Origin of the sequence: Rhizobium sp. SJZ105 (assembly GCF_007828365.1) — a bacterium.
GTDB classification, from domain to species: domain Bacteria; phylum Pseudomonadota; class Alphaproteobacteria; order Rhizobiales; family Rhizobiaceae; genus Agrobacterium; species Agrobacterium tumefaciens.
This window is the reverse complement of record NZ_VIUP01000002.1, coordinates 89,935-103,953: the sequence shown is the minus strand read 5'-3', so window position 1 is coordinate 103,953 and position 14,019 is coordinate 89,935. Positions and strand designations below refer to the sequence as shown.

General features: G+C 57.4%; 10 protein-coding genes. 4 read left to right on the top strand and 6 right to left on the bottom strand.

Translation table 11 applies throughout. From position 1 onward, the window contains the following. Window positions 1-47: 47 nt before the first annotated feature. From FB593_RS09700 to FB593_RS27695, 6 genes are all read right to left on the bottom strand, one after another. Window positions 48-3,191, bottom strand: coding sequence for an efflux RND transporter permease subunit (locus FB593_RS09700; RefSeq protein ID WP_035199425.1), 3,144 nt, complete (start codon window positions 3,189-3,191; stop codon window positions 48-50). Beyond that, on the bottom strand, window positions 3,188-4,489 hold the full coding sequence (locus FB593_RS09695) for an efflux RND transporter periplasmic adaptor subunit (RefSeq protein ID WP_035199423.1): 1,302 nt from the start codon (window positions 4,487-4,489) through the stop codon (window positions 3,188-3,190). Before FB593_RS09695 ends, FB593_RS09700 begins: the two co-directional genes overlap by 4 nt. Before the next feature lie 294 nt (window positions 4,490-4,783). Then, window positions 4,784-5,980: a polysaccharide biosynthesis/export family protein gene (locus FB593_RS09690; protein ID WP_013761539.1), complete on the bottom strand. Its 1,197-nt coding sequence runs from the start codon at window positions 5,978-5,980 to the stop codon at window positions 4,784-4,786. Window positions 5,981-6,707: 727 nt separating this feature from the next. After that, window positions 6,708-7,226 (bottom strand): helix-turn-helix domain-containing protein, encoded by a 519-nt coding sequence (locus tag FB593_RS09685; protein WP_035199422.1) that lies wholly within the window; start codon window positions 7,224-7,226, stop codon window positions 6,708-6,710. Between the two features lie 281 nt (window positions 7,227-7,507). Next, on the bottom strand, window positions 7,508-8,632 hold the full coding sequence (locus tag FB593_RS09680; protein WP_003510798.1) for a glycosyltransferase family 4 protein: 1,125 nt from the start codon (window positions 8,630-8,632) through the stop codon (window positions 7,508-7,510). Between the two features lie 178 nt (window positions 8,633-8,810). Beyond that, entirely contained in the window at window positions 8,811-9,011 is a 201-nt protein-coding gene (locus FB593_RS27695) for a hypothetical protein (RefSeq protein ID WP_127966203.1), read from the bottom strand. A 136-nt stretch (window positions 9,012-9,147) separates the two neighbouring features. Between FB593_RS27695 and FB593_RS09675 the strand changes: the two genes are divergently transcribed. The 4 genes from FB593_RS09675 to FB593_RS09660 all read left to right on the top strand — a co-directional run bounded on the left by FB593_RS09675 (window position 9,148) and on the right by FB593_RS09660 (window position 13,952). Next, window positions 9,148-10,674 (top strand): ABC transporter substrate-binding protein, encoded by a 1,527-nt coding sequence (locus tag FB593_RS09675; protein ID WP_145166521.1) that lies wholly within the window; start codon window positions 9,148-9,150, stop codon window positions 10,672-10,674. 236 nt (window positions 10,675-10,910) lie between these two features. Continuing rightward, complete coding sequence (locus FB593_RS09670) at window positions 10,911-11,852, top strand: ABC transporter permease (protein WP_003510794.1); 942 nt, start codon at window positions 10,911-10,913, stop codon at window positions 11,850-11,852. After that, window positions 11,852-12,727 (top strand): ABC transporter permease, encoded by an 876-nt coding sequence (locus FB593_RS09665; RefSeq protein WP_019564634.1) that lies wholly within the window; start codon window positions 11,852-11,854, stop codon window positions 12,725-12,727. The genes FB593_RS09670 and FB593_RS09665 overlap by 1 nt, the downstream gene beginning before the upstream one ends. A 1-nt stretch (window position 12,728) precedes the next feature. Beyond that, window positions 12,729-13,952, top strand: a complete 1,224-nt coding sequence (locus FB593_RS09660; protein WP_111842565.1) for an amidohydrolase/deacetylase family metallohydrolase — start codon at window positions 12,729-12,731, stop codon at window positions 13,950-13,952. The last annotated feature ends 67 nt before the right edge of the window (window positions 13,953-14,019 follow it).

The window sequence follows — 14,019 nt, the reverse complement described above, 5'->3', positions numbered from 1 at the left end:
GGTAGAAACCGCATCTCGGTTTGTGTCCGGAAATGCGTATCTACGACCTATGCCGCGACGGAATCGGGTTCGCTGGAACCTTCCGGCTTTTGCGGTTCCGCGTGTTTTTCGGCCGATTTCTTGCGCGAAAACAGCCCGGTGAGGTAGGTACCCAACCTGTCCATTTCCACGAAGATGACCGGGGTGATGAACAGCGTCAGCAATTGCGAGACGATGAGACCACCGACCACGGCAACACCAAGTGGCTGGCGCAGTTCCGAGCTGGCGCCTGAGCCGAGGGCGATGGGCAGGGCGCCCAGCAGCGCGCAGAAGGTCGTCATCATGATCGGCCGGAAACGGCGCACGCAGGCTTCGTGGATGGCGATGGTGGGCGGTTCGGCCTTTTCGCGGATCAGTTCCACCGCAACGTCGATCATCATGATCGCGTTTTTCTTGACGATGCCGATCAGCATCAACAGCCCGATCAGCGCAATGATCGAGAAATCCATGCCCATCACCTTCAGCGCCACCAGCGCGCCAAAAGCCGCCGCCGGCAGACCGGAAAGGATGGTCAGCGGGTGGATGAAGCTTTCGTAAAGCACACCCAGCACCACATAGATGGTCAACACCGCCGCAAGAATGAGGATGCCGGTATTGCCCTGGCTCTGCTGGAATATCGCCGCCGTGCCGCCATAGCTGGTGAACACGTCCTGCGGCAGGCCGATGGTGGTTTTGATCTGGTCAATACGGCTCGTCGCATCCGAAAGCGCTACGCCATCCGGCAGGTTGAAGGAGACGGTCGTAGAAACGAGCTGGCCCGTCTGGTTGATGGTCACCGGCGCCTGCGTGCGGGTGAGGGTGGCGAAGTTGGAAAGCGGAACCAGAACACCCGATTTTGCCGAGAGAATGTTGATGTCGCTCAGGAAATCGTCATTCCACTGTTTCGAGCTGTCGAATTCGACGATCACATCATAGCTATCACCGGTCGACTGGATTTGCGCCGCCGTATAACCGCCGAACGACATTTCCAGCGTCTTGCGCAATTGGTCGTTGGTAATGCCGAAGGCGGCTGCCTTTTCCGGGTCGACCGAAATCGTCGCCGCAATTGCGCCGTTCTGAGCGTCGGAATTGACGGCGGCGAATGTGCGGTCGCGGCGCATCGCCTCCATCAGCTTGTTCGACCATTCATTGGTCGCGTCGGCATTCAGGCCTTGAATGACGAGCTGGTATTGGCTGGCGGAGCTGCGCCCGCCCAAACGCAAGCTTTGCTGGGGATTGATATAGGTGCGGATGCCCGCCACCTTCGATGTCGCCTGGCCAAGTTCCGCCAATACCTGGCTTAGCGGTGCACGCTCTTCCTTCGGTTTCAGCTCCACGAACATCGAGCCGTTATTCAGCGGGTTGCGGGAGTTGCCGCCGACTGTAGAGGTCACATGCACCACGGCCGGGTTCTTGCGGATCTGATCGGCCACCTGCGCCTGAAGATCGCGCATCGCGGTATAGGAAATGTCCTCACGCGCCTGCGTCGACACGGAAAGGCGACCGATATCTTCCTGCGGGAAGAAGCTGGAAGGCAAAGTCTCGAACAGATAAAGCGATGCTGCAACCGATGCCAGGAATGCGCCCAGAACCACGCGGCGATGGGAAAGGCACCAGCCGACGGCCTTGCCATAGAGGCGAAGCGTGCGCTCGAAGCCGGCGTCGAACCAACGGATGATGGCCGGCGGTCTGGAGGAATGACCCGAAAGTCGTGAGGCGAGCATCGGCGTGACAGTCAGCGAAACCAGCGCCGACGCCATGATCGCCAGCGTGACCACCATGCCGAATTCGTTAAACAGCCTGCCGATCACTCCGCCCATCAGCAGAATGGGAATGAACACTGCGACCAGTGAGATGGACATGGACAGAATGGTGCCGCTGACTTCCGCGGCGCCCTGAAGGGCCGCCTCGCGCATCGTTAGGCCTTTTTCCTCGTGCAGTCGCAGGATGTTTTCCAGCATGACGATCGCATCGTCCACCACAAGTCCGACCGACAATGTCAGCCCGAGTAGCGAGATATTGTCGATACTGTACCCCAGAACATACATGGCCCCGAAGGCGGTAATCAGTGATAGCGGCACGGCAAGGCCCGGAATAATGGTCGCCGTCAGATGCCCGGTGAAGAGATAGATAACCGCGACCACCAGCCCGATGGTGAGGAGCAGCGTGAACTGTACGTCGGCAATCGCGTCCTTGATTGCAGTCGAGGCGTCATTCATGACGTTGATATTGACCGATGGCGGCAATTGCTGGCGCAGCGCCGGTAACTTGGCCCGGATGGCATCCACCACATCAACGGTGTTGGCGTCCGGCTGGCGCTGCACGGCAAGAACGATCGCCTGTTCGCCATCGAACCAACTGCCGGCATTGGGGTTGTCGATACTGTCCGTGACATTGGCGATATCGCCGAGATGGATGGAAGCACCGTTGCTTGTCGCCACCACCAGCGAGCGGAAGGCCGCTGCATCGGTGCGCTGGGTGTCTGCCTCTATCGTCAGGCGCTGGTTGTCATTCTGCAACGCGCCCACGGGCACCTGATTGTTCGCCTGCGCGATGGCGGTTGTGACGGTGTCGACGCCAAGCCCTCTTGCCTGAAGCTGCGAGGGATCGAGGCCGATGCGCACGGCATAGGTCTGCGCGCCGTAGATACTCACCTGCGCGACACCGGAAATGGTTGAAAGCAGCGGCGAGATGATATTCTCGGCGATTTCGTCCACCTTGCTGGTCGGCATCTCCTTGCTGTTGATGGCAAGCAGCAGTACCGGCGCATCGGCCGGGTTGGTCTTGCGGTAACTCGGCGTTGTCGTCATGTTGCTTGGCAACTGCCGCTGTGCGCGCGAAATCGCCGCCTGAACATCTGCTGCCGCTGCGTCGATGTCACGGTTGAGATCAAATTGCAGCACGATGGAGCTGTTGCCCAACGTGTTGGTGGCGCTGATTTCGCTGACACCCGGAATGGTCTCGAACTGCTTCACCAGCGGCGTGGTGACTGAGGTGGCCATGGTTTGCGGCGAGGCGCCCGACAGCGACGACGAAACGCTGATCGTCGGAAAATCGACTTTCGGCAGCGCAGCGACGGGCAACAGGCGGAAACCGGCAAGCCCGGCGAGCACGAGGCCGATGGCGAGAAGGGTGGTTGCGACGGGTCGGTTGATGCAGAAATTCGGGATCATGGGTTACCCACCTGTTCCTGCTGCGGAATATTGGCGGCCAGATTGGCGGCCGCGCCGCCCTTGTCCGAGAATTGTTCGACCACCTGTTGACCGTCGGCAAGTCCCGACTGGCCTTCGATGATCACATGCTCGCCGCCGGTGAGGCCGTTGGCAATGGCTGTCATATCGCCGTTGGAGCGGGCAACTTCCACGGTCGTCATATGAACACGGTGGTTGTCATCGACGGTGTAGACGAAATTGCCCTTCGGCCCCGGCCGCACGGCAACCGTCGGCACGACGATCATCTCCGCGTCGGAGACGAAATGAGCCGTGACGTTGACGGACTGGCCGGGCCACAACAGCCCGCGATCGTTCTTGAATTCCGCTTTGGCAAGTACGGTACCGGACGTTTGGTCTACGACGTTGTCGTAAAAACGCAGCATGCCGCTCATGGGCTCGCCGCCGGTTGCCGCCGGGTCTACATCGACCGCCGTGTCCTTCTGAACGCCTTCGCGCAATTGCGGCAGGTAGCGCTGCGACAGGCGAAAACTGACAGAGATGGGATCGTATTTCGTGATCGTCACAATATTGATGCCAGCGCTGAGATAGGCACCGGGGCTGACGGTAACATCGCCAAGTCGCCCATCGAAGGGCGCACGGATCTCCATATGTTCGAGCGTTACCTGGTCGGAAGCAAGCGTCGCCTTGTCGGCATCGATCTTTGCGGCGGCGCTGTCCCGGGCTGCCCTTGCCTGATCCAGCACCTGCTGGGACTCTGCGCTCTGCTTGACCAGATTGGCGGCGCGCTGGAAGGCGGCTTCCGTCTGTTCCAGCGTTGCCTGATCGGCAGCGATATTGGCCTTGTCCTTGTCGACGGCTGCGCGGGCGATACGGTCATCCATCTTGAGGATCAGATCACCCGCCTTGATATGCTGGCCGTCCTTCGCGGAGATTTCCGTGACGAGACCGGCCTGAAGCGGCGCTATATTGGTGATGTCGGCGGCAACCGCCCACCCCGTCGCCGTAGCATCCATTGGCAACGTCGCCTTGTTGACGGCGATGGTGCTGACGGTAGGCGGCCCGCCATTGCGCCGCCCGCCACCTTGCCTCTGGCCTGTCTGCTGGCCGGCTTGACCGTTCTGCGACGTCTGGCCCTTCTTGCCGGCAGATCCATCGGCCGTTGCCGTTTCTGCATGTGGCGAAACGCTAGCGAATTGTTTGAGATAAGGAATTTGATCAAGGGGCAGGCGATCTTTAAAATACCACGCGCCGGCGGCTGCGATGGCGAGAACGCTGAGGGCGGTCCAGAAACGTTTCATCTGACGGTTCCGCAAAATGAGAGCAATACATGTTTCCCGAACATGTTCGGCAAGCCCTGGGAGCAGCTTTAGCTCCCACAAGACACCCAATGCGCTGCAAAATCACCTTAAACTTTTGTAATGGCGGCGACGATGTCTGCCGTCATGTTGCCTTGCGAAACAAGGGTTGTGGCGCTTTTGGGCATATGCCCGTCGCCGGGCTCGATGCACGGAACTTGACCCCAATCGTGACCAAAATAAAAAGCCGCCTCGTTTCCGGGGCGGCTTTGAACAGGAGCGGCGAGTTGCCGAGGGTCAGAACGCCCGGATGGCGTTGCGCGTCGCAAGCACATCCTCGGAGACGTTGCCGGCCGTTGCGGGAACGGAGCCGACGAGGTCCAGGAACTTGTAAAGTTCGGTTGCCTGCGAGTTGGTGACGTAGATGATATCGCGATCCTGCATCGGGAATTTCGTGGTGGCAAAGAAGGTTGAAGGATCCCGCAGGTTGGCGCGGAAGATGACCGGAACTTCCTGTCCCGGGAACTTGGACATGTCGATGCCAAGCTTCACGAGAAGATCGCGTTTGACGGTACGATAGACATAGACCTGCGCAGGGTCGGCACGGGAGTCAAGCAATCCGCCCGCCTTGCCCAGTGCATCCGAGAGCTTCAGCGCGGCGTCCTCAAATTCGAAACGACCATTGAGGCCGGAGGCGCCGAAAGCGAGATAGGTGCGGCGTTCACGCTCCACCATGACCGTGTCGCCCGGAACCACATAGATGTTCTCGGAAGGCGTGCTGACAAGGTGATTGTAGTTGACGCGCGCGGTCTTGCCGCGACGGATCAGCGTGACATAGGATTCGATATTTGGGGCGCTGAGGCCTTTTGCATAGGAGATGACGTCGAGAACGCGGTCACCCGCTTCTGAAAGCTGGACCTTCGTCGGCTCCTTGACGTCGCCAAGCACGGATGCCTGTGCGGAGCGGCTGGAAATCTTGGTGATGAGGACCTGCGGTTCGATAGCCCGGTTGGCCAGACGCTCCTCGATCTCGCTCTGCACATCCTCGACATTGCGGCCTGTTGCGCGGATCTTGCCGGCATAGGGAACGCTGATATTGCCTTCCCGGTCTACCGTCTGGTTCGGCAGGCTGATGAAGTTGCCGGGACGGCTGCCCGCATCGTTTGGAATGAAAAGTCCGCCCGCCTGGCTTTCGAAGATTGCGACCTGCACCACGTCACCAACGCCCATCGGCAATGCCGGAACACCACCCTTGCCGCCGCCGAAACTGCCGAGCAGGGTAGCGGTGGTGGTGTCGCCGACATAGTTCAGGACGGAACTGTTGATATCGATGAGAGCGTAGTCAACGCCCGCAGTTTTCTTTTTGTCCTTGGAACTGAATTTCACTGAAGCGTTGGATTCGATTGTTGCCGCATCGGGGCCTGATGCCGCGGTGACGGTGCACCCCGCAAGTGCTGCGGAGGCAAGCAGAATCGAAACATTCAATAAACGCATTTGGTCCTCAAAATAAATTTCGTCCGAAAAAAGAAACAAACCGGACATCGTATAGTTTTATAAAAATCGGCACTTCATATTTGACACCGGTAAATCAAATCTCAACCGGGCATTACATCCGTTCAGCGGAATCGTGTCACGAAATCTCTACGCTGGCATCAGGCTTATTGCGTAACTTAAGGCGATGCTTCAAGTTAAGTTGTCGCTCGATTGCGCCGGAAAATCCGTAACATGCACAATCTTCACGAACCCGAATGGCGTCAGTATCATCGTTCTTCAATATTCAATCGGACGGCATAATCACTGCGATTACCGCATAGCGCTAGTGCAGTTTTGTCACGCTTGTCCAGTTTCTTTCATGTTTGACTTAAAAACACGATAATTGGTTGTTTTAAAGTATCTTTTCCCTAAGTCAGCGGCTGATCCTTAGTCCCCGGTTGGTCTGCGGCGCCAGGCGCTCATTCACCCCGAAACGGGTTGCGGTATCATTCCCGTGTGGTCAAAGACAACCAGAATGCCGAGACCCTTGGCTATATCATAGCTGTGATCACGCAACGCCGCATCTCCCATAAAACACCTAATGTAAATTTTAAAATTATTTATAATTCAGTGAAATATTTAGTTGATGTGGATACAAAATTTATTATGAAATACTAATCGTGTATCGGAAGTATTGAATGAGGTTAAAAATCTGTCTATTGTGGCAGCTGTATAAATATGCTTAATATTAAAAACTTGAAGATTCGTATTTGCCGAGTCCCGATCCTGGTGTTGTTATACGCTCCCTGAAGCGTAGCAGAAGTACGGATAAAATTGCCTCTACCATCTGGACGTCGCGAATGTCCGATATGGTTTTGGCCAGTTCGTTATAAATAAGCGCGGCCTCCGTTATTGTAGACCGTGTGGGCGACTTTTGGCGACACTCCGCGAAGATCGTCTCGACCCGGTCGCTGATTTTTTGCAGCAGGGCAACGTCGTAGGCAAGAGTAGGTGCCGCTGGCGCCGTGTCAAACATGTCGCCCATACCGGCCACGAGCCAACTTATATTGATGCCGAACCGCTCACGATAGAGCGCCAAAACGCCAGCGTCGGGAATACGGTCGCCCCGTTCATAGTAACCAAGCATTGCAACTGTCAGGCCTAGTGCCTCAGCAAATGGCTCACGCTCGTCAAATTTCAGTGCTTCGCGGACCTCGGTCAGCCGTTTTCCCAACGGCGTCTTTGGCTCGACGCGTTTCCTGCTCATAATTCCGCATAAATATCACGATTTGGTATTTACTAGATACCAATTTGTGATATTCCTCTGTTTGTACAAAGACCAAATCACTTATGAGGTAGGCCGGTCAGGGCCGCCTCGCTCACAACGAGGAATCATTATGCACGGCGACTGCATTGCGGACAAGGCGACGGCTAGCCTGCGCTGGATAAGAGAAGGCCGGTGACGCCACTTGCTTGACCTATGAGTGTCTCTGTCGACGTCAACAGAGTATATCCAATATGGATATATGCGACCTTGAAAATTGCCTGTCAGGCCCGTTCGGCCAGCGCAAAATTCACGGTATCGGCAAATTCTCGCAGGAAGCGTTCACTTGAAAAGCGGGCGGCGTTGTCGACACAGGCGTTCTTGTCGAAACTGTCGGAGTTATCGACAAACTCCTGCACCGCAGCGCAGATGGCTTCAGGCGTTTGCTCGCGGAAATAAAGGCCGGTCGGCTGATTGGAGGCGCCGAGAGGAACAACGGTCTCTAGTACACCGCCTTTTCCATAGGCGATGACGGGTGTTCCCAGCGCTTGCGATTCAACCGGGACGATGCCGAAATCGTCTTCGGCGGCAAATACGAATGCCTTGGCTTCCGCCATGTATTTGTGAAGCTCGTCATTGCCGACGAAACCGAGGATCTCGACATTGGGAGTGGCGATTTCCTTGATGCGTTTCATGTCCGGGCCGTCGCCGATGACGACCAGTCGTCTATCGGGCATTTTTGCAAAGGCTTCTACGATGAGGTGGACCTTCTTGTAAGGCACCAGCCGCGAAGCCGTGACGAAATAATCGCCTTTCAGGTCGGAAGGGGAGAGATGGGAAGTATCCACGGGCGGATAAATAACCGTAGAGTCGCGTCCGTAGCATTTGCGAACCCGGCTGCGAATGAATTTGGAATTGACCGTCATGAGATCGACGCCATTGGCGGTGCGGATGTCCCACATGCGAATATAGTGAAGAACGGCACGGGCGATCCACGAGGCGAAACCGCGACTAAGCTTCGATTCTTTCAGGTATTGGTGTTGGAGATCCCAGGCGTAACGGATGGGGCTGTGGATATAGGAGACGTGAAACTGGCCGGGTCCGGTGATAACGCCCTTGGCGACGGCGTAGCTTGAGGAAATCACCAGATCGTAGCCGCTGAGATCAAATTGTTCGACGGCCAGCGGCATCAGCGGCAGATAGGAGCGATATTTTTTACGAGCGAAAGGCAGTTTCTGGATGAAGGAGGTGTTGACCGGCCTGCCACCGAGAAAGCCCCGGTCTCGATCGCTCATGAAATCGACAAGGCAATAGAGATCCGCGTCAGGATAGATCTCAAGAAGGTTGTGAAGCACTTTTTCGGCCCCACCTCTGTCGGTGAGCCAGTCATGCACGATTGCCGTCTTCATGATTTCCTCAATAATTTCAACGTAATAAAAATTTATAACCCGCCCCGGAATAAAGCTCGGCGGTTTAGAATATCTGGTCTGTCTGCAGCCCTTAAAAACACGGCTGGGAAGGCGAATAACGTAACGATTAATAAGAATGCGAGATTATGTCTGTCGTAATCTGGTCTTGGTCTGATCCTCAATAGCACTTTGTTCGCAAATGCGAAATATCAAAGCCTCTTAATTCCTCCTCTTCGTTTTCCAGTTGAAAGCCAGCCGTAGTTTCCGCAGTTCCGGCTGGCAGCAGCGGTGTTTGCCGCGCGCCGTGTTTCGGGCGAAATAGCCTGTTTTCCATCGACTTACGTTCCGTTTCCGCCTCTTGCGAAGGCCCGTCTTCCATTTCGCCTGTCTTGGAAACCCTTCCTCGCTCCGCATTGTCATTGACAAGGCGTCTTATCGAGTTATTCTGTTATAAAGATTGATATAACATAATAATGGAACTCATAAGGTCGGGACCAAGAGCTGGGAGCTTAACAATGAGACGTAAACTTGCATTTCTCGCCACTGCCGCTTTGATGCTAGCGCCGGGCGTGATGATGGCTGCGGAAAAGGGCGGTGTCATCAATGTCGCCACGATCGGCGAGCCGCCGACACTCGATCCCATGGCCTCGACGGCCGATCTCGTCGGCATTGTCACGCAACATATTTTCGAAACGCTCTACACCTTCGACAAGGGGTGGAAGATGACGCCGCTTCTGGCGGAAAGCCTGCCTGACATCAGTGCGGACGGCAAAACCTACACGATCAAGCTGCGGAAGGGCATCAAGTTCCATGACGGCAGCGATATGACCTCGGAAGATGTCGTCGCCTCGCTTGGCCGCTGGATGAAGATCGCATCACGCGGAAAACAGGTCGCCGGTTTCATCGACAATATCTCCGCGCCTGATGCCGAGACGGTGACAATCACCCTCAAGCAGCCCTATGCGCCGCTAACCTCGCTGCTTGCTTTCAACAACTCCGCAGCCATCATTCTGCCCGCTGAAAAGCAGGCTGAGCCGATGACAGAATTTGTCGGCACCGGCCCTTATTTGTTGAAGCAACGCAAGGCGGACCAATATATCCAGCTCGTCCGTTTCGACGGCTACAAGTCTCGTGACGGTGAAAGTGACGGATATGGCGGTGCGCGCCATCAGTATCTCGATGAAATCCGTTTCGTTCCGGTTCCCGATCCGAATACCCGTGTCGAGGCCGCTGTTTCCGGCCAGTATGACTACGTCGATTCCATTCCGGTGGAATCCTTCGCCAAGGTGAAGTCCTCCTCGGCCTCGCAGCCGTTGATGCTGAAGCCCTTCGGTTATCCGGTCTTTGTATTCAATACCAAAGAAGGTTTGTCTTCCAAGCTGGAGGTCCGCAAGGCGGTGACCGAAGCGTTGAACATGGAGGACATGCTGGCGGCGGCGTTCGGCAGCACGGATTTCTATGCGCTTGATGGCGCCTACTATCCGTCCAATTTCTCCTGGCATTCGGAAGAGGGCGTCGAAGGCAATTATAATGTCGGCAACCCGGAGGCCGCAGCCGAAAAGCTGAAGGCCGCCGGATATAATGGCGAGCCGTTGCGCATCCTCACCAGCCGTCAGTATGAGTTCCACTACAAAATGGCGCAGGTGGCAGCGGAGTATCTGAAGCTTGCCGGTTTCAAGGTGGATATGCAGGTGGTTGACTGGGCGACGCTGACGCAGCGCCGTGCCGACCCGAAGCTCTGGGATATCTACATCAGCCACAGCCCCTTCCTGCCGGAGCCGGCGCTGATTGGCGCGCTTTCCACAGGTTCGCCGGGCTGGTGGGACACGCCGACGCGCAAGGCGGCGGTGGACGCTTTCACCTCGGAGGCTGATCCGGAGAAGCGCATTGCTCTCTGGGCCAAGGTGCAGAAGACGATTTATGACGAGCTGCCGCTCATCAAGATCGGCGACTTCAACGCCGTGGCGGCGAAGTCCAACAAGCTTGATGGCGTCGATCCGGCTCCCTGGCCCTATTTCTGGAATGCTTCGGTTACGAAGTAAGACCGCTCCGCTCCCCGTGACCCCGGACTGAATCCGGGGTCCAGCGCGATCAAGTCTTTGACCGCAAGAGGACGCCTTCACCACGCAGACGCGCGGTGGCTGGATGCCGGATCAGATCCGGCATGACGGAGGCGGGAGTTTTCCAGCCATGAGCGCCGGGTTTACCGGCACTCGTCGACAACTCTGTTCAACCGTCGCCTGAGAGCGGCCCATCACGCGCTTCGGAGCATTCATACGTGATACGGTATATTTTCCAGAGACTTGCCGGAATGATCGTGGTGATGTTTCTCGTCGTCACCATCGTTTTCATCATCCTGCGCGTCACGCCCGGGGATCCGGCGGCGGTGATGCTCGGGCCGGACGCCTCGGCACAGGACATCGCGGAGTTGCGCACCAGACTTGGCCTAGATCAGTCGCTTGGCGTGCAATATGTCTACTATATCGGGCAATTGCTGCGCGGTGATCTTGGCCAGTCGATCTTCCTCAACATGCCGGTTGGATCGGCGCTTCTGGATCGGGCGGAACCGACCTTCTTCCTGACGATCTTTTCGCTGTTGATCGCCAGTGCCATCGCGCTTCCCATCGGCATCTATGCCGCTTACCGGCGCGGTTCCTTCGTGGATCAGGCAGCGACAACCATTGCGATGCTGGCGGCGAGCATTCCGAGCTTCTGGCTTGGCCTGATCCTCATGCAGTTCTTCGCCGTCCGGCTCGATATGTTCCCGGTGTCGGGATATGGCGGTCCGGGCGCAAGCTTCCTCGAGCGCATGTATCACCTGACCTTGCCGGCCATCGCACTCGGCCTCGTTTCTTCCGCCCTCATTCTGCGCTTTACCCGCGCCTCGATGCTGGATGTTCTCGGCGACGACTATGTCCGTACCGCCAGAGCCAAGGGCGTCAAGGAACGCCGGGTGGTGATGAAACACGCGCTGAAGAACGCACTCATCCCCATCCTCACTGTGCTTGGTCTCACCGCCGCCGTGCTGATTTCCGGCGCGGTCGTTACGGAAACCGTGTTTGGCCTGCCGGGCGTCGGCAATCTCGTCGTGTCAGCCGTCTTGAGGCGCGATTATCCGGTCATTCAGGGCGCGCTTCTCGTCATCGCCGGGCTTTACGTGCTCATCAATTTTGCCATCGACATGCTGTATCTGCTGGTCGATCCGAGGGTTCGTTACTGATGGCCGATATCACCTCCACCGCCCAGCCGGCGCGCAACCCGACCATCCTGTTCATTCGGCGTCTGTTGAAGCGCAAGACGGTCGCAGCCGGTCTGATCGTGCTGCTCGTCTTCGTGCTGCTCGCCGTTTTCGCGCCGATGATCGCGCCTTATTCGCCGTCGAAACTGTCGATCGTCAACCGTCTGAAACCGCCGAGCGAACTCTACTGGTTCGGCACCGACGAGTTCGGCCGTGACGTTTTTTCCCGTACCATCTTTGCGGGAAGGCTGTCGCTTCTGGTGGGCGCCGCCGTGGTGGCGCTCTCGGCGTTGATCGGCATCACGCTCGGCCTGCTTGCAGGTTTCTTCCAGAAGCTGGATACGCCGATCGCGCGGTTGATCGATGCCATGATGGCGTTTCCGGATATTCTGCTGGCTATCGCGCTGGTCGCGGCGCTCGGCCCGTCGCTGACGACTGTCATCATCGCACTTGCCGTCGTTTATTCGCCGCGTCTTGCCCGCATCGTGCGTGCTTCGACGCTGGTGATCCGTGAACTGCCCTATGTGGAGGCGGCCAAGGCGCTCGGCATCTCCACCTTCCACATCATGACGCGGCATGTGCTGCGCAATCTGATCTCGCCGATCCTCGTGCAGTGCACCTTCCTTTTCGCCAGCGCCATGTTGGCCGAGGCCGGCCTTTCATTCCTGGGGCTTGGTGTCAGCCCCGAAATTCCAACCTGGGGAACCATGATCTCCGCCGGCCGCCAATATATCGGCCAGGCGGACTGGATGACCTATTTCCCCGGCTTTGCCATCATTCTTTCCGTGCTCTCGCTGCAAATGGTCGGCGACGGGCTGCGGGACATGCTCGACCCAAGACTGCGAAGGGATTTGTAATATGACGTCCGGTGAACAGGCAAAAACGCCTCTTCAAGCTCCCATTCTTCTCTCCAATGTGAAACCCGTCGGCTTCGAAAAGGGGGCGCCACAGGCCCAGACCGATATCCTGATCGGCGGCGATGGCAAGGTCGTGGCGGTTGGGCCTGCCCTTCAGGCGCCGGCGGATGCGCAGCGCATCGACGCAAAGGGCGCATTCGTCTCGCCCGGCTGGGTGGATCTGCACGTGCATATCTGGCATGGCGGCACCGATATCTCCATCCGCCCCTCAGAATGCGGGGCCGAGCGCGGCGTGACGACGCTGGTGGATGCCGGTTCGGCGGGGGAAGCAAATTTCCACGGTTTTCGCGAATATATCATCGAACCATCGAAGGAACGCATCAAGGCCTTCCTCAATCTCGGCTCCATCGGGCTTGTCGCCTGCAACCGGGTCCCGGAACTTCGCGATATCAAGGATATCGACCTCGACCGCATCCTTGAATGTTATGCCGAGAACAGCGAGCATATCGTTGGCCTCAAGGTGCGGGCGAGCCATGTCATTACGGGTTCCTGGGGAGTTACGCCGGTCAAACTCGGCAAGAAGATCGCCAAGATCCTGAAAGTGCCGATGATGGTGCATGTGGGTGAACCGCCTGCGCTCTACGATGAGGTGCTGGAAATTCTCGGTCCCGGCGATGTCGTGACCCATTGCTTCAACGGCAAGTCCGGCTCCAGCATCATGGAAGACGAGGACCTGTTCAACCTCGCGGAGCGCTGCGCCGGGGAAGGCATCCGGCTGGATATCGGCCACGGCGGTGCATCCTTCTCCTTCAAGGTGGCGGAAGCGGCGATCGCGCGCGGCCTTTTGCCTTTCTCGATCTCCACGGATTTGCATGGCCATTCGATGAATTTCCCCGTCTGGGATCTGGCGACGACCATGTCGAAGCTGCTTTCGGTCGATATGCCTTTCGAAAATGTCGTCGAGGCCGTCACCCGCAATCCGGCCTCCATCATCCGCCTCGACATGGAAAACCGCCTCGATGTTGGCCAGCGTGCGGATTTCACGGTTTTCGATCTTGTCGATGCCGATCTGGAGGCGACCGATTCCAATGGCGACGTTTCGCGTCTCAAGCGGCTGTTCGAGCCGCGCTACGCGGTCATCGGTGCGGAGGCCATTGCCGCCAGCCGTTATGTCCCAAGAGCGCGCAAGCTCGTGCGCCACAGCCATGGCTATTCCTGGCGCTGAACCGACTGGAGCGGCGGGGAGGGATGCTCTCCGTCTTCCGCAAAGAATAGGGATACCCGTCCCGGTA

Excerpts from the sequence above, each read along its gene's own strand:
- FB593_RS09700 (WP_035199425.1), bottom strand. The coding sequence starts at position 3,191 with ATGATCCCGAATTTCTGCATCAACCGACCCGTCGCAACCACCCTTCTC.
- FB593_RS09695 (WP_035199423.1), bottom strand. The coding sequence starts at position 4,489 with ATGAAACGTTTCTGGACCGCCCTCAGCGTTCTCGCCATCGCAGCCGCC.
- FB593_RS09690 (WP_013761539.1), bottom strand. The coding sequence starts at position 5,980 with ATGCGTTTATTGAATGTTTCGATTCTGCTTGCCTCCGCAGCACTTGCG.
- FB593_RS09685 (WP_035199422.1), bottom strand. The coding sequence starts at position 7,226 with ATGAGCAGGAAACGCGTCGAGCCAAAGACGCCGTTGGGAAAACGGCTG.
- FB593_RS09680 (WP_003510798.1), bottom strand. The coding sequence starts at position 8,632 with ATGAAGACGGCAATCGTGCATGACTGGCTCACCGACAGAGGTGGGGCC.
- FB593_RS27695 (WP_127966203.1), bottom strand. The coding sequence starts at position 9,011 with ATGGAAGACGGGCCTTCGCAAGAGGCGGAAACGGAACGTAAGTCGATG.
- FB593_RS09675 (WP_145166521.1), top strand. The coding sequence starts at position 9,148 with ATGAGACGTAAACTTGCATTTCTCGCCACTGCCGCTTTGATGCTAGCG.
- FB593_RS09665 (WP_019564634.1), top strand. The coding sequence starts at position 11,852 with ATGGCCGATATCACCTCCACCGCCCAGCCGGCGCGCAACCCGACCATC.
- FB593_RS09660 (WP_111842565.1), top strand. The coding sequence starts at position 12,729 with ATGACGTCCGGTGAACAGGCAAAAACGCCTCTTCAAGCTCCCATTCTT.